At 68.1% G+C, this 19,344-nt stretch carries 19 protein-coding genes; 9 read left to right on the top strand and 10 right to left on the bottom strand.

What is annotated here, in order from left to right:
* Window positions 1-86 precede the first annotated feature (86 nt).
* The gene (locus tag SriyCCGPB3_RS09835) at window positions 87-548 is read left to right on the top strand and encodes a DUF4304 domain-containing protein (protein ID WP_153854898.1); all 462 of its coding nucleotides are present in this window, start codon (window positions 87-89) and stop codon (window positions 546-548) included.
* 86 nt (window positions 549-634) lie between these two features.
* Here SriyCCGPB3_RS09835 and SriyCCGPB3_RS09830 read toward each other — a convergent pair whose 3' ends face one another.
* The 3 genes from SriyCCGPB3_RS09830 to SriyCCGPB3_RS09820 are packed head-to-tail and all read right to left on the bottom strand — an operon-like array spanning window position 635 to window position 2,996.
* A complete protein-coding gene (locus SriyCCGPB3_RS09830; protein WP_180855134.1) occupies window positions 635-880 on the bottom strand; it encodes a DUF6587 family protein in 246 nt (81 codons plus the stop codon).
* Window positions 880-2,745: a ferrous iron transport protein B gene (feoB, locus tag SriyCCGPB3_RS09825; protein WP_350260234.1), complete on the bottom strand. Its 1,866-nt coding sequence runs from the start codon at window positions 2,743-2,745 to the stop codon at window positions 880-882. The genes SriyCCGPB3_RS09830 and feoB overlap by 1 nt, the downstream gene beginning before the upstream one ends.
* On the bottom strand, window positions 2,742-2,996 hold the full coding sequence (locus SriyCCGPB3_RS09820; RefSeq protein WP_005409473.1) for a FeoA family protein: 255 nt from the start codon (window positions 2,994-2,996) through the stop codon (window positions 2,742-2,744). Before SriyCCGPB3_RS09820 ends, feoB begins: the two co-directional genes overlap by 4 nt.
* 119 nt (window positions 2,997-3,115) lie before the next feature.
* On the opposite strand from SriyCCGPB3_RS09820, the gene SriyCCGPB3_RS09815 reads away from it, so the two are divergent.
* The 5 genes from SriyCCGPB3_RS09815 (at window position 3,116) to yeiP (ending at window position 6,687) form a co-directional block, all read left to right on the top strand.
* Complete coding sequence (locus tag SriyCCGPB3_RS09815) at window positions 3,116-3,904, top strand: enoyl-CoA hydratase/isomerase family protein (protein WP_350260233.1); 789 nt, start codon at window positions 3,116-3,118, stop codon at window positions 3,902-3,904.
* 2 nt (window positions 3,905-3,906) lie between these two features.
* Window positions 3,907-4,308 (top strand): VOC family protein, encoded by a 402-nt coding sequence (locus tag SriyCCGPB3_RS09810; protein WP_164162652.1) that lies wholly within the window; start codon window positions 3,907-3,909, stop codon window positions 4,306-4,308.
* Window positions 4,305-5,201 (top strand): hydroxymethylglutaryl-CoA lyase, encoded by an 897-nt coding sequence (locus tag SriyCCGPB3_RS09805; RefSeq protein WP_180855129.1) that lies wholly within the window; start codon window positions 4,305-4,307, stop codon window positions 5,199-5,201. Before SriyCCGPB3_RS09810 ends, SriyCCGPB3_RS09805 begins: the two co-directional genes overlap by 4 nt.
* 100 nt (window positions 5,202-5,301) lie before the next feature.
* Window positions 5,302-6,072 carry an SDR family oxidoreductase gene (locus tag SriyCCGPB3_RS09800; RefSeq protein ID WP_049400131.1) on the top strand — a complete coding sequence of 257 codons (771 nt, stop codon included), beginning with the start codon at window positions 5,302-5,304 and terminating at the stop codon, window positions 6,070-6,072.
* A 48-nt stretch (window positions 6,073-6,120) separates the two neighbouring features.
* A complete protein-coding gene (gene yeiP, locus SriyCCGPB3_RS09795) occupies window positions 6,121-6,687 on the top strand; it encodes an elongation factor P-like protein YeiP (protein ID WP_005409468.1) in 567 nt (188 codons plus the stop codon).
* A gap of 164 nt (window positions 6,688-6,851) precedes the next feature.
* Here yeiP and SriyCCGPB3_RS09790 read toward each other — a convergent pair whose 3' ends face one another.
* From SriyCCGPB3_RS09790 to SriyCCGPB3_RS09775, 4 genes are all read right to left on the bottom strand, one after another.
* Entirely contained in the window at window positions 6,852-7,553 is a 702-nt protein-coding gene (locus tag SriyCCGPB3_RS09790; protein ID WP_110712156.1) for a COG3650 family protein, read from the bottom strand.
* An 83-nt stretch (window positions 7,554-7,636) separates the two neighbouring features.
* On the bottom strand, window positions 7,637-8,029 hold the full coding sequence (locus SriyCCGPB3_RS09785; protein ID WP_180855128.1) for a nuclear transport factor 2 family protein: 393 nt from the start codon (window positions 8,027-8,029) through the stop codon (window positions 7,637-7,639).
* Window positions 8,010-11,159, bottom strand: a complete 3,150-nt coding sequence (locus SriyCCGPB3_RS09780; protein WP_350260232.1) for a multidrug efflux RND transporter permease subunit — start codon at window positions 11,157-11,159, stop codon at window positions 8,010-8,012. Before SriyCCGPB3_RS09780 ends, SriyCCGPB3_RS09785 begins: the two co-directional genes overlap by 20 nt.
* 36 nt (window positions 11,160-11,195) lie before the next feature.
* Window positions 11,196-12,344, bottom strand: coding sequence for an efflux RND transporter periplasmic adaptor subunit (locus SriyCCGPB3_RS09775; protein WP_049444827.1), 1,149 nt, complete (start codon window positions 12,342-12,344; stop codon window positions 11,196-11,198).
* Window positions 12,345-12,473: 129 nt separating this feature from the next.
* Between SriyCCGPB3_RS09775 and SriyCCGPB3_RS09770 the strand changes: the two genes are divergently transcribed.
* Together SriyCCGPB3_RS09770 and SriyCCGPB3_RS09765 are read left to right on the top strand one after the other, a co-directional pair.
* Window positions 12,474-13,190 (top strand): response regulator, encoded by a 717-nt coding sequence (locus tag SriyCCGPB3_RS09770; RefSeq protein ID WP_180847781.1) that lies wholly within the window; start codon window positions 12,474-12,476, stop codon window positions 13,188-13,190.
* Window positions 13,190-14,266, top strand: coding sequence for an ATP-binding protein (locus SriyCCGPB3_RS09765; protein ID WP_110712152.1), 1,077 nt, complete (start codon window positions 13,190-13,192; stop codon window positions 14,264-14,266). Before SriyCCGPB3_RS09770 ends, SriyCCGPB3_RS09765 begins: the two co-directional genes overlap by 1 nt.
* On the opposite strand, the gene SriyCCGPB3_RS09760 is transcribed toward SriyCCGPB3_RS09765, so the two are convergent.
* The 3 genes from SriyCCGPB3_RS09760 to SriyCCGPB3_RS09750 all read right to left on the bottom strand — a co-directional run bounded on the left by SriyCCGPB3_RS09760 (window position 14,244) and on the right by SriyCCGPB3_RS09750 (window position 17,903).
* The gene (locus tag SriyCCGPB3_RS09760) at window positions 14,244-16,142 is read right to left on the bottom strand and encodes a DUF4105 domain-containing protein (RefSeq protein ID WP_433963290.1); all 1,899 of its coding nucleotides are present in this window, start codon (window positions 16,140-16,142) and stop codon (window positions 14,244-14,246) included. The genes SriyCCGPB3_RS09765 and SriyCCGPB3_RS09760 overlap by 23 nt on opposite strands.
* Before the next feature lie 10 nt (window positions 16,143-16,152).
* A complete protein-coding gene (locus SriyCCGPB3_RS09755; protein ID WP_014037036.1) occupies window positions 16,153-16,452 on the bottom strand; it encodes a DUF2388 domain-containing protein in 300 nt (99 codons plus the stop codon).
* A 62-nt stretch (window positions 16,453-16,514) separates the two neighbouring features.
* The gene (locus SriyCCGPB3_RS09750) at window positions 16,515-17,903 is read right to left on the bottom strand and encodes an FAD-binding oxidoreductase (protein WP_153854908.1); all 1,389 of its coding nucleotides are present in this window, start codon (window positions 17,901-17,903) and stop codon (window positions 16,515-16,517) included.
* 169 nt (window positions 17,904-18,072) lie between these two features.
* On the opposite strand from SriyCCGPB3_RS09750, the gene serA reads away from it, so the two are divergent.
* Complete coding sequence (gene serA / locus SriyCCGPB3_RS09745) at window positions 18,073-19,314, top strand: phosphoglycerate dehydrogenase (protein WP_153854909.1); 1,242 nt, start codon at window positions 18,073-18,075, stop codon at window positions 19,312-19,314.
* Window positions 19,315-19,344: the final 30 nt, after the last annotated feature.

Genomic DNA, 19,344 nt, shown 5'->3' with positions numbered 1-19,344 from the left:
CTCGTTGCGAGTGTCGCGTTTGCCAATTGACCGCCAGGCACTGCGCCTCAAGGCTGTGGACCCCTCTTCCGGCCCAGGCAAAGCCCATGAAATCCTCGACTGTCTTCAGCAAGTGCGCCAGGAAGACCGGCTTTGCCGGCACGTCGACGACCCGCTACCGCTTGCTGGATGCCGCCCTGCTTGTCGTCAATCACCAACGCGCCAGCGAAAGCCGGGGCTTCTATGTGAATGCCGGGCTCTACTTTCCAGAACTGCTCGCGTATCCCCTTGCGCCTGACGACCTTGAAACCGCGTTCAGGTACCGCTCCAGCATTCCCACGCCCCATGTCGACTGGCGGATCGAAGAGACGCCGGGCCTGCGCCGGGCTTTTATCCAGCAGGATCTGGATGATCTGCTGGAGGCCGGCAATCGCGATGGGATGAAATGCCTGCTGCTCGGTGCCCTTGCCGACGTGGCGGGCTTCGCGGCAACCCATGGAAACCGCGAGTCGGTGCGGCGATTGAATCAGGACGGGAACTTCCGCGCGCTCATCCGCAGAGAGGTCTGAACCCGGGGAGCGTGCGAACCAAGGTTCGCACCCACAGGGCAAAGGTTCGCACCCACAGGGCGGCCGCAGTCGAGCATGGCTCGATGCTACTTCTTGGTCGGCCCGCAGCTGTCGCAACCGCCACAGGCACCACCACCGCCCGTGGCCGGCGGCGCGATGTTCCTACCCAGCGCCTGCAGCCAGGCAGCGCGGCCCGGCTTCAGCAGGGCCAGCGCCAGCGCCCCGCGCAGCTTGCGCACGGTGCCGGGGAACTGCTTCTTCAGCACCACCCAGGCACTGACCAGCACGGCCACCGCGATGATCAGGTACTGCAGCAGCAGGCCGGCATCCATCAGCCGCCTCCCAGCGCCTTGGTCACCTGGTAGGTGATCAGCGCCGCCACGTAGGCCGCAGCAAACAGGTAGAACGCCGAGAAGGCCATCGTCTTCCACGAATTGGTCTCACGCTTGATGGTGGCCAGCGTCGAGATGCACATCGGGGCGTAGATGTACCAGACCAGCAGCGACAGCGCGGTGGCCAGCGACCAGCCGTCGCTGATCAGCGGGGTAAGCGCCTGGCTGGCGGCATCGTCATCGGCCGCCGACAGCGCGTACACGGTGGCCAGCGAGGACACTGCCACTTCGCGCGCGGCCAGGCCCGGAATCAGCGCGATGCAGATCTGCCAGTTGAACCCCAGCGGTGCAAAGAATACCGCCATCGCATGGCCGATCTGGCCGGCGTAGCTGTAGTCGATGGCCGGCATGGTGGCGCCAGCCGGGGCCGCCGGGAACGACAGCAGCACCCACAGCAGGATGGTCAGCGCCAGGATGATGCCGCCAACGCGCTTGAGGAAGATCATGCCGCGCTCGTACAGGCCGACCGCCAGGTCGCGCACATGCGGCAGGCGGTACGACGGCAGCTCCAGCATCAGCGGGTGCTCGCTCTTGTCGCGGCGCCACTTCTTCATGATCCACGACATCGCCAGCGCACTGAGAATGCCGGCCGCATACAGGCCGAACAGCACCAGGCCCTGCTGGTTGAACACGCCCCACACCGTCTTCTGCGGAATGAACGCACCGATCAGCAGCGCATACACGGGCAGCCGCGCCGAACAGGTCATCAACGGCGCGACCAGGATCGTGGCCAGGCGGTCACGCGGGTCCTGGATGCTGCGCGTGGACATGATGCCCGGCACCGCGCAGGCGAAGCTGGACAGCAGCGGGATGAACGAGCGACCGGACAGGCCGGCGGCGGCCATCATGCGGTCGAGCAGGAATGCTGCTCGCGGCAGGTAGCCGGACTCTTCCAGCACCAGGATGAAGAAGAACAGGATCAGGATCTGCGGCAGGAACACCACCACGCCACCGACACCGGCGATGATGCCGTCGGTCAGCAGGCTGGCCAGCGGGCCCTCCGGCAGCACGCTGCCAACGAAGGCACCGAGCCAGGCGAAACCGGCCTCGATGGCGTCCATCAGCGGCGTCGCCCAGGCGTACACCGCCTGGAAGATCAGGAACATCACCACCGCCAGGCTGATCAGGCCGAACACCGGGTGCAGCAGCCAGCGGTCCAGCGCGTCGTCGATCTTCGCGGTCCGCGCCGGCATGCGCACGGCCACCGACAGGATCTCGCGCACCTTGGCGTGATAGTCGATGCCACCTTCCGGGCCCGGCACCGGCGCATCCAGGTGCGGCACCATCGCATCGAGGCGCTCGACCAGGGCCTTGGCACCCTGCTTGCGCACCGCCACGGTTTCCACCACCGGCACGCCCAGTTCGCGCTCCAGCGCGGCCACATCCACCTGGATGCCGCGGCGCTGGGCCGCATCGACCATGTTCAGGGCCACCACCATCGGCTTGCCCAGCTCGCGCAGTTCCAGCGCGAAACGCAGGTGCAGGCGCAGGTTGGTGGCGTCGATCACGCACAGCAGCACGTCCGGTGCGGCCTCGCCCGGGTAGAAGCCCCGGCACAGGTCACGGGTGATCGCCTCGTCCAGGCTGGCCGGATGCAGGCTGTAGGCGCCCGGCAGGTCAAGCACGGCGAACTCGCGGCCGGACGGCGCGCGCAGGCGGCCTTCCTTGCGCTCGACGGTGACGCCGGTATAGTTGGCGACCTTCTGGCGGCTGCCGGTCAGCTGGTTGAACAGCGCGGTCTTGCCGCTGTTGGGGTTACCGACCAGCGCGATGCGCAGGGGGGCGGTGGCGGTGGTAGCGGTCATGCGCGTCGTTCCTGGCTGGCGGCGTCGACCACGACGCGCTTGGCTTCACTGATCCGCAGCGCGAACCGGGTGAACCCGACCTGCACCAGCAGCGGCTCGCCGCCCACCGGGCCCTTGGCCACCAGGCGCACTTCCTCGCCCTTCACGAAACCCAGCTCGCGCAGGCGACGGGCAATGGCATCGTTGGCATGCAGGTCCTGCACGGACTCGACCACGGCCGAGGTGTGCAGCGGCAGTTCGGACAGCGTCATCTAGCGTGTTCTCTGCTGGATGTAAATGGTTCTCGATTCTAACATTCCCGCGTCGCGTCATGGCCCATGACCAATGGCCCGCTATGATCCATACAGGTATGGAGTGACCCTGGAATCCCATGAACGATGCTTTGCAGATCGAGCGCCGTGGCGCCGTCCTCACCCTCTGGCTGAACCGGCCGGAGCTGCACAACGCCTTTGACGCCAGCCTGATCGCCCGGCTGACCGCCGCACTGGAAGCCGCCGGCCGCGATGATTCGGTCCGCGCCGTGGTGGTCGCCGGCAACGGCGCCTCCTTCTCGGCCGGCGCCGACATGCAGTGGATGCGCGGCATGGCCGCCGCCAGCGAGGCCGACAACCGCGAGGACTCGCTGGCCCTGGCGCGGCTGATGCGCACCCTGGACGAGCTGCCCAAACCGACCCTGGCCCGGGTCCATGGCGCGGCCTTCGGTGGCGGCGTCGGCCTGGTCGCCTGCTGCGACATCGCCATCGCCAGCAGCTCGGCGCGCTTCGGCCTGACCGAAAGTCGCCTGGGCCTGCTGCCGGCGGTGATCTCGCCCTACGTGATCGAGGCCATCGGCCCGCGCCAGGCCCGGCGCTGGTTCGCTACCGGCGAGCATTTCGACGCCGAGACAGCGCTGCGCATCGGCCTGGTCCATCAGCTGGTCGAGCCGGAACGCCTGGATGAAGCACTGGAGCGCCAACTGGCCCTGCTCGACAAGGCCGGCCCGATCGCCTCGTCCACCGCCAAGCAGCTTGTGCGGCAGGTCCGCGACAGCCATGACCGCGACGCCCTGGATCGCGATAATGCCGCCTTGATCGCGCGCCTGCGGGTGTCCGCCGAGGGCCAGGAAGGCCTGGGCGCCTTCCTCGACAAGCGCGCGCCCCACTGGGTCACGGAAGCCTGAACATGCTCGATCATCTTGGTTTGACCAGCGCCGACCTGGCGCGCAGCAAGACCTTCTTCCTGCAGGCACTGGCGCCGCTGCAGATCGGCGTGGTGATGGAAGTGACCGCCGAACAGACCGGCGCGCACGACCACATCGGCTTTGGCAGCGACGGCAAGCCGTTCTTCTGGCTCGGCAATGGCGGTACCGCGAGCCACGGCGTGCACGTGGCCTTCGCCTGCGCCAGCCGCAACCAGGTGGATGCCTTCCATGCCGCCGCCCTCGCCGCCGGTGGCCGCGACAACGGCGCGCCGGGCCTGCGCCCGTGGTACCACCCCGACTACTACGGCGCCTTCGTGCTCGACCCGGACGGCAACAACATCGAGGCGGTCTGCCATCGCCCCGCCGACGAGGTAGCCGCATGAGCGACTACGTCCGCATCGTCGAGGTCGGCCCGCGTGACGGCCTGCAGAACGAAAAGCAGTCGGTGTCCACCGTCGACAAGATCGAACTGATCAACCGCCTGTCGGCCACCGGCCTGCGCAGCATCGAGGCGACCAGCTTCGTCAGCCCGAAGTGGATCCCGCAGCTGGCCGATGCCGCCGAGGTCTACGCCGGCATCCAGCGCCGGCCCGGCATCCACTACCCGGTGCTGGTGCCGAACGAACAGGGCTACGACCGCGCCCGTGCGGTGGGCGTGGAGGAAGTGGCGGTGTTCACCGCAGCGTCCGAGGCGTTCAACCGCACCAACACCAATGCCGGCATCGACGAATCGCTGGCCCGGTTCGAGCCGATCCTGCGCCGCGCCGCCGCCGATGGCGTGCGCGTGCGCGGCTATGTCTCCACCGTGCTCGGCTGCCCCTACCAGGGCGAGGTGCCACTGGCCGACGTGGTGCGGGTGGCGCGTGCCCTGCACCAGATGGGCTGTTACGAAATCTCGCTGGGCGACACCATCGGCGTCGGCACCCCGCGCAAGGCACGGGCGATGCTGCAGGCGGTTGCCGCCGAGATTCCGATGGCGGCACTGGCCGTGCACTTCCACGACACCTATGGCCAGGCCATCGCCAACATCGCCACCTGCCTGGAAGAAGGCGTGCGCGTGGTCGACAGCGCGGTGTCTGGCGCCGGTGGCTGCCCGTATGCCAAGGGCGCCAGCGGCAACGTCGCCAGCGAGGACGTGGTCTACCTGCTGCAGGGCCTGGGCCTGGACAGCGGCGTGGACCTGCCGGCATTGGCCGAGACCGGCCGCTGGCTGGCCGGCCTGCTCGGCCGCGCCACCGCCAGCCGCACCGGCCAGGCACTGGCCGCCGCCGGCTGACCGCTGCGCTGCGCCGCCCTGCAGCGGCGGCGCAGTGCACAACAGCGGCGGTCGCGGCTTCCGTTAGAATCGGCGGTTCTCGAACCTGCAGGACCGTGCAATGCAGCTGTCTTCCGTACGTGCCGTGATCACTGGCGGCGTCTCCGGCCTCGGCCTGGCCGTGGCCCAGCACCTCGTCGCCCAGGGCGGCAAGGTGGCCCTGTTCGACCTCAACGACGACAAGGGCGCCTCCGCCGTTGCCGATCTGGGTGCCGACAAGGCCCGCTATTTCAACGTCAACGTCAGTGATGAAGCCGCCGTCTCGGCAGCCATCGACCAGGCCCACGATTTCCTCGGCGGCCTGAACGTGGCGATGAACTGCGCCGGCATCCTCGGCGCCGGCCGCGTGCTGGGCAAGGAAGGCCCGATGCCGCTGGCCGGCTTCCAGGGCACGGTGATGGTCAACCTGGTCGGCAGCTTCAACGTTGCAAAGGCCGCGGCCAACCGCATGCAGCACAACGAGGCCGGCACCGACGGCGAGCGCGGCGTGATCATCAACACCGCCAGCATCGCCGCCTATGAAGGCCAGATCGGCCAGGCCGCGTATGCCGCCAGCAAGGGCGGCGTGGTGTCGATGACGCTGCCGATGGCGCGCGAACTGTCGCGCTTCGGCATCCGCGTCAATACGATTGCTCCAGGCGTGTTCTGGACGCCGATGGTGGACGGCATGCCCGAGGCCGTGCAGCAGTCGCTGGCCGCCTCGATCCCGTTCCCGTCGCGCCTGGGCAAGCCGGAAGACTTCGCCAGCCTGGTCGGCTTCATCCTCGGCAACACCTACCTCAATGGCGAGACCATCCGCCTGGACGGCGCTACCCGCCTCGCTCCGAAGTGATTCCCCCGGGCGCCGGGACGGCGCCCTCCCCCAACGACCTAGATCACCATGAAAGCCAACGACATCAAGAAGGGCAACGTCGTCGAGTACAACAACGGCGTGTACCAGATCCGCGACATCGAGCGCAGCTCGCCGCAGGGTCGCGGCGGCAACGTCCGCTTCCGCTTCATCATGTACAGCGTGCCGGGCGGCAACAAGCTCGACGCCAGCTTCGATGCCGACGACAACCTGGTCGAGGTCGAACTGCTGCGCCGCCAGTCCACCTATTCGTACAAGGATGGCGATGCCTTCGTGTTCCTCGATGACGAGGACTACACCCCGTACACCCTGGACGCGGACGTGATCGGCGACGACGCCGGCTACATCACCGACGGCCTGACCGGCATCTACGTGCAGGTGATCGACGAGCAGCCGGTGGCGATCCAGCTGCCTGCCTCGGTGGTGCTGGAAGTGATCGAGACGCCGCCGGAACTGAAGGGCGGCACCGCCACCAAGCGCCCGAAGCCGGCCAAGCTCAACACCGGCATCGAGATCATGGTGCCGGAGTACATCGTCAACGGCGAGCGCGTGCTGGTGAACACCGCCACCGGCGAATTCGCTGGCCGTGCCGACTAAGCGCCTCGCGCTGATCGCCTGCCTGTCCCTGCTTGCGGCGTGTTCGCCGCAGGCAGCGGACGGATCATCGGCGACAACGGTTGTGTAGAGCCGAGCCCACGCTCGGCTGCAGTGCCTGCCCAACGCACACAGCAGCCGAGCGTGGGCTCGGCTCTACAGAGAGCTTACGGCTGCTTCGCGCCGAAGTTGCCACAACCGTGGTACTGGCGGGTGCCGATGGTCAGGTTCACCTTGGCATCGAATGCCTCGCCACTCATGTCATCCTGGCAGCTGGTGCGCTGGAAGCTGAGCTTGACGTCGGTACCGTCGGACGCCTTGCCACTCCAGCCGTCAGCGCCTTCGGTGGGCTTGGCCACATCGAAGCGGCGCTCGCCATAGTCGACTTCCACCTGCAGGCCCGGCGTGTCGCCATCAACGACCGCAAGCCACCCCGGCTCGTTGCCGGTGGCACGGAACGCGGCATTGCCGGCACTGCCATCGCCTTCAGTGGCTTCCACCGCATGGCACTCGCGATCGGCTTCGCCCTTCAGGCTCAACAGGCCGTCATCGCTACCCTTGGTCCAGAAGCTGTTGCCCTGGCCATCACCATACTTCGCGCCCGACCCCGCACGCTCGGAGGTCATGGCGAAGGTACGGTCGCCGATCACTACCGTCGCCGCATCCTCGCCATTGAAGGTCGCGCGCACGCTCAGATCACCGCACTGGTACGTGGTCTCGCTGCCGGTACCGGCGCCGGTGCTGGCAGCCGGTTCGGGCGCCGCCGGCGGCGCGGCATCACTGCCGCTCGCGGCGGGCGGCTGGGCCGGCTGGCACGCGGCCAGCACCAACCCGAGGGAGGCTGCCAACAGACTGGGAACTACACGCATGGCTCGACTCCTTGTCGACACTACAGAGAGGCTCGACCCTACCACCTGTCGGTGAGCGGGGCCTGAAAGCGGCCTGACCGCACTCATGCAGCCAGTACCGCCATGGACAGCAGCTGCGCGCCGCTGCCGCCGGAACTGCAGGTCCAGACCCGCAGCAGGCGCAGTTTCAATTCGCTCTCCCGGCCGTGCCGGCACACCGCCAATCGCACGTCGCTGGAGAGCAACGCCAGACGGCCACACAGCAGCGTTTCCACCGCGTACGACTGCAGGCTTCGCACCTGCAGGTTCCCGGCCAGCCAGTCGCCCAGCCAGGGCAGATCGAGCATGCGCCCGCCCTGCCCGTCCATCATGAACAAGGCCGGCGATACCAGCGCGGTCAGCACATCGTGGTCGTCTTCCAGCAATGCCTGCCGCAGGCGCTGTTCCAGCACTGCCAGCTGCCGCTCATGCAGGTCTTCAACGATATCCCGTTCCATCCACGGATCCTTCCGGCATCGGCCGGCGCCTGCGCAGGCGTTGCGCGATCCACTGCCGCGCGCCCTGCACCACAACATAGAAGACCGGCACGAAGAACACCGCCAGCACGGTCGCACTGACCATGCCGCCGAACACGCCGGTTCCGATCGCCTGCTGGGTTTCCTTCGACGCGCCCTGCGCCAGCATCAGCGGCACCACGCCCAGCGCGAACGCCAGCGAGGTCATCACGATCGGCCGCAGGCGCAGTCGCGCCGCCTCCAGCGCTGCTTCAACCAGGCCGCGCCCCTGCTGCTGCAGCTGCCGCGCGAACTCGACGATGAGGATCGCGTTCTTCGCCGACAGCCCGATCACGGTGATCATGCCGACCTTGAAGAACACGTCGTTGGGCATGCCGCGCAACAACACGGCGGCGACCGCACCGAGCAGGCCCAAGGGCACCACCAGCATCACCGCCAGCGGAATCGACCAGCTCTCGTACAGTGCCGCCAGCACCAGGAACACCACCAGCATCGACAACAGCAGCAGCCACGGCGCCTGCGCGCCCGACTCACGCTCCTGCAGCGACTGGCTGGTCCACTGCAGGGCGAAGCCGGACGGCAGTTTTTCGGCCAGCCGCTCCATCTCCGCCATGGCCTGGCCGGTCGACACCCCGGAGGCCGGGGCGCCGGACAGGTTCAGCGCCGGGAAGCCGAGGTAGCGCTGCAGCTGCAGCGGCGCCTCGGTCCAGTGCGGGGTCACCAGTTCGGACAGCGCCACCATGCCGCCCTCGCTGTTGCGCACGTACAGCTTCAGCACGTCCTCCAGTTCCATGCGGTGCGGCGCGTCGGCCTGCAGGATCACCTGCTGCAACCGGCCCTTGTTGGGGAAGTCATTGACGTACTGCGAGCCCATCGCCGCCGACAGCGTGCTGCTGATGTCACCGAAACCCACGCCCATCGCCTCGGCCTTGGCGCGGTCGATGTCCAGCCGCACGCTGGTGCCTGCAGGCAGGCCATCGGCATGCACCTCGGACAGCAGCGGGCTGGCCTCGGCCAGCTTCAGCAGCTGCTGCAGGGCCGCGCGCAGCTCGGCCTGGCTCTGCCCGGTGCGCGCCTGCAGGGCGAGCGAGAACCCGGACGAACGGCCCAGGCTGTCGATCGCCGGCGGCATCACGCTCATCACCTCGCCCTCGGCAATCGTGGACATCGCCTTCTGCGCGGCCTCCACCTCGCCGGCCGCGGTGGCGCCTGCGCGCTCGCCCCAGTCCTTCAGCATGGTGTAGGTCAGCGCCGCGCTCGGGCCGGAGCCAGAGAAGCTGTAGCCAAGGATCGACTGGTTGGAGCCGATGCCTGGGCGCGAGGCCACATGCCGTTCGTAGGCTTCGACCACGGCCAGCGTGCGTTCGGCGGTGGCTTCGGCCGGCAGCTGGATCGAGGTCATGAAATAGCCCTGGTCCTCCTCCGGCAGGAACGCGCCCGGCAGCCAGTGCAGGCCCAGCAGCAGCGCCACTACCAGTGCGGCGAACACGCCCATCACCCGCCCGCTTCGCCGCAGCACGGAGGCCACGCCACGCTGGTAGCGCCCGGTCATCTTCTCGAAGCCACGATTGAAGGCACCGAACAGCCCGCCCCGACCATGGTGGCCATGGGTGTTCGGGCGCAGCAGGGTCGCGCACAGCGCCGGCGTCAGACTCAATGCCAGCAGCGCCGAGAACAGGATCGACACTGCCATCGCCACGGTGAACTGGCGGTAGATCGCGCCCACCGAGCCGCTGGCCAAGGCCATCGGAATGAACACAGCGGTCAGCACCAGGGTGATGCCGATCACCGCACCGGTCAGCTCGCGCATCGCCTTGATGGTCGCCTCGCGCGGCGGCAGGCCCTCCTCGGCCATGATCCGTTCCACGCCCTCGACCACCACGATCGCGTCGTCGACGATGATGCCGATCGCCAGCACCATGCCGAACATGGTCAGCACGTTGATCGAGAAACCCAGCGCCAGCATCACCGCGAAGGTGCCGAGCAGCGCGATCGGTGCGACCAGCGCCGGAATCAGCGTGTAGCGCCAGTTCTGCAGGAACAGGTACATCACCGCGAACACCAGCAGCATCGCCTCAAGCAGCGTCTGTACCACCTTCTGGATCGAGATCTTGACGAACGGTGCGGTGTCGAACGGAATGCTCGATTCCACGCCGCGCGGCAGCAGTGGCGCCAGTTCGGCCATGCGCTCACGCACCGCCGACGCGGTGCGCACCGCATTCGCGCCCGGGCGCAGCTGCACGCCGGCGGCGGTGGCCGGATGGCCGTCCTCGCGGGTACCCCAGGCATAGCTCTGCGCGCCCAGTTCAACGCGGGCGACATCGCCCAGCACCACCCGTGAACCGTCGGCCCCGGCACGCAGCACGATGGCGGCGAACTGTTCCGGCGTGGACAACTGGCCCTCGGCGCTGAGCGGCACGGTGATGCGCTGGCCTGGAACACCCGGCGAATCACCAATGCGTCCCGGCGAGATCTCCAGGTTCTGCTGCTCGATGGCGGTGGCCACATCCCCCATGGTCAGGCCGTAGCCGGTCAACCGGGTCGGGGCCAGCCACACGCGCATCGCCTGCTCGGCACCGAACAGCTGCACGCGGCCGACGCCATCGATGCGGCGCAGCTCTTCGATGATGTTGCGCGCCATGAAATCGCCCAGCGCGGCCTCGCTGACGCTGGCGTCCGGCGAACGCAGGCCGACCAGCATCAGGAAGCCGGAATCGGCGGCCTCCACGAACAGGCCGTTCTGGCGCACGCTGCGCGGCAGGCGCGGCTCGATCGCCTTGATCCGGTTCTGCACGTCCACCTGCGCCAGCTCCGGATTGGTGCCGGGCTTGAAGGTGGCGGTGATCGAGGCTTCACCGGAGGTGTCCACCGACGATTCGAAGTACAACAGGTGCTTGACGCTGGACAGCTCGCGCTCGATCAGGCCGACCACCGCATCGTTCAGCGTCTGCGGGCTGGCACCCGGGTAGCTGGCATAGATGCTGACGCTCGGCGGCGCAACCGCCGGATAGCGCTCCACGGCGAGCCGCGGAATCGCCAACACGCCGGCCAGGATGATGAAGATCGCCAGCACCCAGGCGAACACCGGGCGATCGATGAAGAAACGTGCCATGTTGGATTTCCCTGGAGGGACCGGCCCGGGAAAGGCTCAGCCCTTGCTGCCGGCCTGCATCGCACCGGCGCTGGCGACCGGCCTCTGCCAGTCGCGCGCATCGACCACCACGCCTTCCTGCAGGCGCTCCTGGCCCTCGACCACCACCTTCTCGCCCGCCTTCAGGCCGGTACGCACCAGCCACTGGCGATCAACGCTGCCGTCCACCTCCAGCGTGCGGATCACCGCCTTGCCGTCGGCGCCGATCACCCAGGCGTAGGCCTGGCCGCCAGCACTGCGCAGCACGGCCTGCTGCGGCACGGTCAGTGCACTGGCCGGGGCACCGCGTGGCACCTTCGCGCGCACGTACATGCCGGGCAACAGCTGGCGCTGCGGGTTGTCGACCAGGATGCGCAGGATCACATCGCCGGTGCGTGCATCGACATTGATGCCGGAGAACAGCAGCTGGCCGCGCTCGGGCAGCGGCTTGCCGGCGGCACCGATGATCGTCACCGGCAGCTCGCCACCACCGGCGGCACTGCGCTGCAGCGACTCCAGCTGCGCCGCCGGCTGGCGCACGTCCACGTAGACCTGGTCGATCTGCTGCACCACCGCCATCGGCTCGGCATCGGCCACGCCCACCAGCGCACCTTCGGTGACCAATGCCTGATCGATACGGCCGGCAATCGGTGCGCTGACCGTCGCATAGCGCAGGTCGAGCTGGCGACGGGACAGGATCGCGCGCGCTTCATTCACCGCCGCGCGCGCCTGCTCGTACTCGGCACTGGCGTCGTCGCGATGCTGCTGGCTGACCGCCTGCGCGGCAGCCAGGGCGTGCAGGCGCTGCGACTGCACGCGACTGCGGCCCAGCGCCGCTTCACTGCGCTGCAGCGCGGCCAACGCCGAATCGACATCGGCGCGGAATGCCGCCGGATCGATCTGGAAAAGAGGCTGGCCGGCGGCCACTTCGGCGCCCTGTTCGAACAGGCGGCGCTGCACGATGCCCCCCACCTGCGCTCGGATCTGCGCGGTGCGCACCGCAGCGACGCGGCCAGGCAGTTCGTCGTCACGCTGCACCACCTGTGGGCCGACGGCGACCACGCTGACGCGGGGTGCGGCTTCCGGCGTGGCTTCGGGGGTGGAGCAGGCCGTCATGGCCAAGGCGAGGGCCGCGATCAACGCGACCGGAGTCCTGAAGGTTCTCATTGCTGTGCACAATGCCGCGCAGGCGGCTGAAAGGTTCTGAAGAACCCAGTGTGCGTGGCGATGATGGGGTTTCGATGGAGGAACTGTGGAGATACGATGGAGGCAAGCACCTTAAGGCCCCGCCCCTGCATGCATGCCTCCCCTGCCCTCGCCGCCCTCGTCCTGATCGTCGAGGATGAGGCCGAGATCGCCGATATTCTCACCGCCTATCTGGAACGTGAAGGACTGCGCACGCTGCGCGCCGCCGACGGCCACAGCGCCCTGGACCTGCACCGCAGCGCCCGCCCCGACCTGGTCCTGCTCGACGTGCAGCTGCCGCGCCTGGATGGCTGGAGCGTGCTGACCCAGCTGCGCCAGCGCGGCGAAACGCCGGTGATCATGCTGACCGCGCTGGACCAGGACCTGGACAAGCTGACCGCACTGCGCATGGGCGCCGACGACTACGTGGTCAAACCGTTCAATCCGGCCGAAGTGGCGGCGCGCGTGCGCGCGGTGCTGCGGCGTACGCTGCGCGCCTCGCGCGTGGATGCACCCAGCGCGCTGCGCGTCGGCCCGCTGCTGATCGACTCGGCCACCCACGCCGTGCACGTGGAGGGTGAAGGCTACAGCCACGAAGTCCTGCTCACCCTCACCGAATTCAAGCTGCTGCACTGCATGGCGCTGGCGCCGACGCGCATCTTCAGCCGCAGTGAGCTGATGCACGAATGCCTGCCGGAAAGCGAAGCACTGGAACGCACCGTTGACAGCCATGTCAGCAAGCTGCGCCGCAAGCTGGACGAAGTGGGCATGCTCAATGTGCCCGCCAGCGTACGCGGTGTCGGTTACCGGTTGATGGCGGACCGCTGATGGCCCCTCTGCGCCGCTCCGGGCTCAGCCGGCACATCATCGTTTCGATGTCGCTGATGGTGATCGGCGTCATCGTGATGATGATCCTGTCGTCGTGGCTGCTGTACGCGGTGCTGGTCGAGTTCTTCCCCGGCAGCGCCGAAGAACCGGAGAGCTGGCTGCCGACCGGGCCGGAACTGGCGTGGATGGTCGGGGTGATCCTGACCGGGCTGGCGCTGGCCATCGCCGCCTCGTTCCGCCTGGCGCACCGCATCCTGTCGCCGCTGAATTCGCTGGTCGACAGCGTACGCGCGCTTGCCGGCGGCGACCTGGGTGCGCGCGCCAGCGTCGAAGAGAACTCACCGGGCGAAGTGGCCACCCTGGTCGAAGACTTCAATGCGATGGCGCGCCGCCTGCAGCACATGGAGAGCGAGCGTTCGATGTGGCATGCGGCCATCGCCCATGAGCTGCGCACGCCGGTGACCATCCTGCGCGGCCGCCTGCAGGGACTGGCCGAGGGCGTGTTCCAGCCCGACGAATCCCAGTTCCGCAGCCTGCTGGCCCAGGTCGAAGGGCTGTCCCGCCTGATCGAGGACCTGCGCGTGCTGAGCCTGTCCGACAATGCGCGACTGGACGTGCGCCGCGCACGCACCGACGTGGTGGCCGAGGTGCATTCGGTGATGACCCTGGTCGACCCGCAGTTCCGCGCTGCAGGCTTTGTGCTGGAGCTGGAAACCAGCCGCGAGGAGCACAACGCGCACTGCGACCCGACCCGCCTGCGGCAGGCATTGCTGGCGCTGCTGGAGAACGCGCGACGCTATGCCAGTCCGGGCAAGGTGCGGATTGCGGTGCATGACACGCCCGGCCACGTGCAGGTGGCAATCGAAGACGAGGGCCCGGGCATCGACCCGGAACTGCACGCGGACATCTTCACCCCGTTCATGCGTGCCGACGGTTCGCGTTCGCGCCAGGGCGGCGGTAGCGGGCTCGGCCTGGCGGTGGTCAAGGCCATTGCCGATGCGCACGGTGGCCGCGTCTACTGCATCCCGGGCAGTACCGGCGGAAGCCGCTTCGTCATCGAACTGCCGCGTCAATAACCGGACGGGCTGCCTGCGTGCGCAGATGTGCACCGAGTGCGGCCAGATTGGCGTCGATCGCATCCATTTCGTCGCGCTGCTTCACCGGCAGCTGCTGACGCAGCTGTACGCGCAGCGCCTGCCACGCCGGGACCGCCTGCGCACTGGCGGTGGCCACGGCCTCGTACAGCAGCGCCTGCTCGTCGCCGAGCGGCAATCCATAGCCGCCGTCGTGCAGCAGCGTCCCCGGGCGCAGCCACTGCCCACTCTGCTCCAGCAACCCCCGCAGGCTGCGCGTTTCAGCGCTGTCCGGTGCGGCCAGCAGCTGCCGCTTGAGCACATCGCGTGCGCGCAGCTCGGCGCGCCGCTGCGCGGCCTGTTCCAGCAGCAACAGGCCGGCACTGGCACGCAGGTCCCCCTTCAGCAGCCACGGCGCCCGTTGCCGTGCAGGCAGCTTCAACCAGCCGCGCACATCGCGTGCGGGCAATGCCAGCTGGGCTGCGGCCACGCCGAACAACTGCTGGTAGTGGTCGCGCGCCGAAGCGAAGTAGTAACCCTGCGCCTGCGCTGCGTCGCGGTCCGTCAGTACCCCCTCGTCGAGCACGCCCAGCCGCACCAGTCGCCGCTTCAGGCCGCGCGGACTCAGCTGGGCCAGCCCGGCCTCGCCCAGCCGCGGCACACCGGCCTGCAGCAGCTTGGCGGTTTCCACCGCGCAGTTGTTGCTGACGAAGTAATAGCGCCCGTCATAACTCCAGTGCACCTGTGCGGTACGCTCGAGCAGGCTGGCGATCTCGCTGCGTTCCAGCTGCAACGGCAGCGACTGCAATCCGCGCAGCTCGACCTTGGTGTACTCGTCCACCACCTGCTGCAACGGCAGCACGAACAAGCGCGACGGATAGCCACCGGTCAGCCCGCGCCAGTTGGATATCTGCACGTCACCAACGAAGGCGCGGAACGACAGCACGCGGTGGTACTCCAGGTCCAGGCGACAATCCGGCCCAGGTGCGCGCCCCGGCTTGCAGATCACCAGCCGCAGCATGCTGTGGCCCCAGCGACTCATCGGCTGCGCACTGCCTTCGGCGAACAGGTAGTCCACCGCGTAGACGCGCGCCGGGTCGAGGTGCAGCAACGATGCAGCGCCTTCTTCCGATTCGGCCTGGAGCAAGGGCAGCGTCGTAGCGCACTGCGGCTGTGGCAGCGACGGCGGTGTTCCGAAGTGGGCCTGGTACCACTGCGCCAACGCGGGGCGCCGGCAGGCGAACTCGCCATCGAGCACGAAATGCTCGGCGTTCACTGCCAGGTACTCGGCCGGGTCCTTCAGCTCATAGGCATCCGGACTGCGGTCATGGAAGTCGTTGTCGCCACGGCCGAGATGCCAGGGCTTGCGCTGCCAGCCCGCGAGGTCACGCCAACGCATGCTCTGCGACCAGTCAGCACCACCACGGTCTGCAACGTGGGTCAGCTCGTGCACCAGCGCGCTGCGTCGCGCACGCCGGGCGCCAGGCATGCCGTCATCCAGCAGATCGCGGCGCAAGGTGATGCGGCCACCGAACGTGCGGCCGTGCACCTTGGCAGGAAGGTCATCACTCCAGCGCACCTGCACCTGAGCCGGCAAAGCGCGCAGCAGGCCCTCCGGCAGCAGTGACTGCACGTCGGCCAGGGTCTGGCTGGCGAGCTGCTGCTGCGCCGGATCGAGACCGGACGGATCAAGCTGCAGGCGATCAGCCGCGTGCGCGACGTGGGCGATCAGCAGTAGCGCCACGCCGTGCGTGGCTGCGTTCCACCGCCCAAACCACTGTAGAGCCGAGCCATGCTCGGCTGCTGTTGCGATCCGCGTGCGCTGGGCGTTCAGCCGAGCATGGCTCGGCTCTACAGAAAGCGATGACGCCGAGGTCATGCAGCCCTGATCAACGCGCCAGCAGCGCGCGGGCCAGTTCCAGGTCGCTCTGCTGCTGTGCGGCGGTGCTCTGCTCGCGCAGGTGGACCAGCGCGGCCTGCAGGCGGGCGCCACGGATCTGGCCGTCGCTGGCGACGAACGCGGCGGCATCGTCGCGCGCAGCCAGTACCACCTTGTCATCGCCCGAGCTGCTGCCCGACGAACCGGAGGACGCACCGGTGGCCGAGCCGGCCGAGGTGCCAGCGAAGCTGGAAGCGAAGCCGGCCAGCGGCAGGGACAGCAGGGCAAGCAGCAGAAGCGGACGGGTCATCGGTTCGAAGCCGGTTGTTAGGAAGCGTGGAGCGTAACGGGTGCGTGAAGGATTTGCCCGACTCAAACGTCGAACAGCTTGCCGGGATTCAGCCGCGCTTGGGGATCGAACGCGCGTTTGACCGCCTTCATCAGCGCGATCTCGGCCGGGCCGCGGGTGCTGTCCAGGTAGCCCTTCTTGACCAGGCCGATGCCGTGCTCGGCCGAGATGCTGCCATCGAAGCGCGCCAGCACCTGCGCCAGCAGCTTGGTCACCTGCTCGCACTGCGCCACGAAATCGGCGTCGCTGGTGTCGTCCGGCTTGAGCACGTTGATGTGCAGGTTGCCATCGCCGATATGGCCGAACCACACCACGTCGAAGTGCGGGTAGGCCTGCCCGATCAGCGCCTGGGTCTCGGCCAGGAACGCCGGCATCGCCGAGATCCGCACCGAGACGTCATTCTTGTAGGGCGTGTAGCGCGCCAGCGATTCGGTGATGCCTTCGCGCAGGCGCCACAGCTGGGCGGCCTGGGCATCGCTGGCACTGATCACGCCGTCACTGACCCAGCCATTGCCCATGCAGTCCTCGAACGCGGCCATCGCCGCCGCTTCCTGGGCCTCGTCGCCGGCGGCGAACTCGGTGACCACGTAGTACGGATGCACCTCGTCGAACGGTGCCTGCGCGCCATGCGCCAGCACGTGCTCCAGCGCCCGGTCGGTGAAGAATTCGAAGGCCTGCAGCTGCAGGCGCGCGCGGAACGCGGCGAATACCTGCATCAGCACCTCGAAGCTGGGTACGGCCAGCAGCATCACGTTGCTGGCCGGCGGCGGATCGGTCAGCTTCACCGTGGCTTCGACGATCACGCCCAGCGTGCCCTCCGAGCCAATCAGCAGCTGGCGGAAGTCGTAGCCGCTGGAATTCTTGATCAGGCCCTTGTTGAGCTCCAGCAACTCGCCATCAGCCGTGACCACCTTCAGCCCCGCGATCCACTCGCGGGTGTTGCCGTAACGGATCACGCGGATGCCACCGGCATTGGTGGCGATGTTGCCGCCGATCGAGCAGGACCCGCGCGCGGCGAAATCCACCGGGTAGATCAGGCCATGGTCCAGCGCGGCATTGTGCACGGCTTCCAGCGGCATGCCGGCCTGCACCACCAGGGTGCGATCGACCGCGTCGTAGGCCAGCGCCTTGTTCATCCGTTCCAGGCTGAGCACCAGCTCGCCGTTGGCGGCCACCGCACCACCCGAGAGGCCGGTGCGGCCACCGGACGGCACCACGGCCACGCCCTCGCCTGCGCTCCAGCGCATCACCGCTTGTACCTCCTCGACCGTTGCCGGCAGTGCGATCGCCAGCGGCGCCGGCGTCCAGCGCCGGGTCCAGTCGCGCCCGTAATGCTCCAGGTCGGACGGGTCGGTCTTCAGCTTCAGGCCGGGACAGGCCTGCTGCAGCGAGGCAATGCGGGAATCGGTCATGACGGTCCAGCGCGGTGCGTGAAGAACGGGCAAGCGTGCCAGTGGCGCGCGCCAGCGTCCAGCCCCGCAGCCGTGCAGATAGCTACGGATGCAACCAATTGCGCACTGCACCATGGTCGCTGCGATCTGGCATAGTGGTCAGCCCCTGTCCCACTGGCCGTGTCGCCCCATGTCGCCGAAGAAGACCTCGTTCCCGAAGCAGGATATCCGCGTGCTGTTGCTGGAGGGGGTCAGCCAGACCGCCGTGGAGGTATTCAGCGCCGCCGGCTACAGCCAGATCGAAGCGCACACCAAGGCACTGCCCGAGGACGAACTGAAGGCACGCATCGCCGAGGCGCACATCGTCGGCATCCGTTCGCGCACCCAGCTCAGCGCCGAAGTGCTGGCCGAGGCCAAGCGCCTGATCGCGGTGGGCTGCTTCTGCATCGGCACCAACCAGGTCGACCTGGACGCGGCCGAGCTGGCCGGCATCCCGGTGTTCAACGCGCCCTATTCCAACACCCGAAGCGTGGCCGAGCTGGTCATCGCCGAAGCGATCATGCTGACCCGTGGCATCCCTCAGAAGAATGCCGAATGCCATCGCGGCGGCTGGTCGAAGTCGGCCAGCGGCAGCCATGAAGTGCGCGGCAAGACGCTGGGCATCATCGGCTATGGTCACATCGGCACCCAGGTCGGCGTGCTGGCCGAATCGCTGGGCATGCAGGTGATCTTCCACGACGTGGAAACCAAGCTGGCACTGGGCAATGCCCGTGCGGCGGCCAGCCTGGACGACCTGCTGGCGCGCGCCGACATCGTCACCCTGCACGTGCCGGAGACCCCGTCCACGCAGTGGATGATCGGCAGCACCGAGCTGGCGAAGATGCGCAAGGGCGCGCACCTGATCAACGCCGCGCGCGGCACCGTGGTCGACATCGATGCGCTGGACGCGGCCCTGGCCAGCGCCCACGTCGGCGGCGCCGCGCTGGACGTGTTCCCGGTCGAACCGAAGGGCAATGGCGATATCTTCGAATCGCCGCTGACCCGCCACGACAACGTGATCCTGACCCCGCACGTGGGCGGCAGCACGCTGGAGGCGCAGGACAACATCGGCGTGGAAGTGGCGGCCAAGCTGGTGCGCTACAGCGACAACGGCAGCACCCTGTCGGCGGTCAACTTCCCGGAAGTAACCCTGCCCGAGCACGCCGACAGCCTGCGCCTGCTGCACATCCACCAGAACGTGCCGGGCGTGCTGTCCAAGGTCAACGAGATCTTCTCGCGCCACAACGTCAACATCGACGGCCAGTTCCTGCGCACCGACCCGAAGGTGGGCTACGTGGTGATCGACATCACCGCCAGCGAGGAACAGGCCGCCGCCGTGCGCGACGAGCTGGCCGCGATTCCGGGCACGCTGCGCACGCGCATCCTGTATTGACTATTGACGCGGATCCCGCCATGCATTTGT

Origin of the sequence: Stenotrophomonas riyadhensis (assembly GCF_040256885.1) — a bacterium.
Classification (GTDB): Bacteria; Pseudomonadota; Gammaproteobacteria; order Xanthomonadales; family Xanthomonadaceae; genus Stenotrophomonas; species Stenotrophomonas riyadhensis.
This window is presented reverse-complemented; position numbering and strand designations above follow the sequence as displayed.

Coding starts and splice junctions, on each gene's coding strand:
- yeiP (WP_005409468.1), top strand. CDS start 6,121: ATGAAAGCCAACGACATCAAGAAGGGCAACGTCGTCGAGTACAACAAC.
- SriyCCGPB3_RS09760 (WP_433963290.1), bottom strand. CDS start 16,142: ATGACCTCGGCGTCATCGCTTTCTGTAGAGCCGAGCCATGCTCGGCTG.
- SriyCCGPB3_RS09780 (WP_350260232.1), bottom strand. CDS start 11,159: ATGGCACGTTTCTTCATCGATCGCCCGGTGTTCGCCTGGGTGCTGGCG.
- feoB (WP_350260234.1), bottom strand. CDS start 2,745: ATGACCGCTACCACCGCCACCGCCCCCCTGCGCATCGCGCTGGTCGGT.
- SriyCCGPB3_RS09785 (WP_180855128.1), bottom strand. CDS start 8,029: ATGGAACGGGATATCGTTGAAGACCTGCATGAGCGGCAGCTGGCAGTG.
- SriyCCGPB3_RS09815 (WP_350260233.1), top strand. CDS start 3,116: ATGAACGATGCTTTGCAGATCGAGCGCCGTGGCGCCGTCCTCACCCTC.
- SriyCCGPB3_RS09805 (WP_180855129.1), top strand. CDS start 4,305: ATGAGCGACTACGTCCGCATCGTCGAGGTCGGCCCGCGTGACGGCCTG.
- SriyCCGPB3_RS09835 (WP_153854898.1), top strand. CDS start 87: ATGAAATCCTCGACTGTCTTCAGCAAGTGCGCCAGGAAGACCGGCTTT.
- SriyCCGPB3_RS09775 (WP_049444827.1), bottom strand. CDS start 12,344: ATGAGAACCTTCAGGACTCCGGTCGCGTTGATCGCGGCCCTCGCCTTG.
- SriyCCGPB3_RS09800 (WP_049400131.1), top strand. CDS start 5,302: ATGCAGCTGTCTTCCGTACGTGCCGTGATCACTGGCGGCGTCTCCGGC.
- SriyCCGPB3_RS09755 (WP_014037036.1), bottom strand. CDS start 16,452: ATGACCCGTCCGCTTCTGCTGCTTGCCCTGCTGTCCCTGCCGCTGGCC.
- SriyCCGPB3_RS09810 (WP_164162652.1), top strand. CDS start 3,907: ATGCTCGATCATCTTGGTTTGACCAGCGCCGACCTGGCGCGCAGCAAG.
- SriyCCGPB3_RS09790 (WP_110712156.1), bottom strand. CDS start 7,553: ATGCGTGTAGTTCCCAGTCTGTTGGCAGCCTCCCTCGGGTTGGTGCTG.
- SriyCCGPB3_RS09820 (WP_005409473.1), bottom strand. CDS start 2,996: ATGACGCTGTCCGAACTGCCGCTGCACACCTCGGCCGTGGTCGAGTCC.
- SriyCCGPB3_RS09750 (WP_153854908.1), bottom strand. CDS start 17,903: ATGACCGATTCCCGCATTGCCTCGCTGCAGCAGGCCTGTCCCGGCCTG.
- SriyCCGPB3_RS09830 (WP_180855134.1), bottom strand. CDS start 880: ATGGATGCCGGCCTGCTGCTGCAGTACCTGATCATCGCGGTGGCCGTG.
- SriyCCGPB3_RS09765 (WP_110712152.1), top strand. CDS start 13,190: ATGGCCCCTCTGCGCCGCTCCGGGCTCAGCCGGCACATCATCGTTTCG.
- SriyCCGPB3_RS09770 (WP_180847781.1), top strand. CDS start 12,474: ATGCATGCCTCCCCTGCCCTCGCCGCCCTCGTCCTGATCGTCGAGGAT.
- serA (WP_153854909.1), top strand. CDS start 18,073: ATGTCGCCGAAGAAGACCTCGTTCCCGAAGCAGGATATCCGCGTGCTG.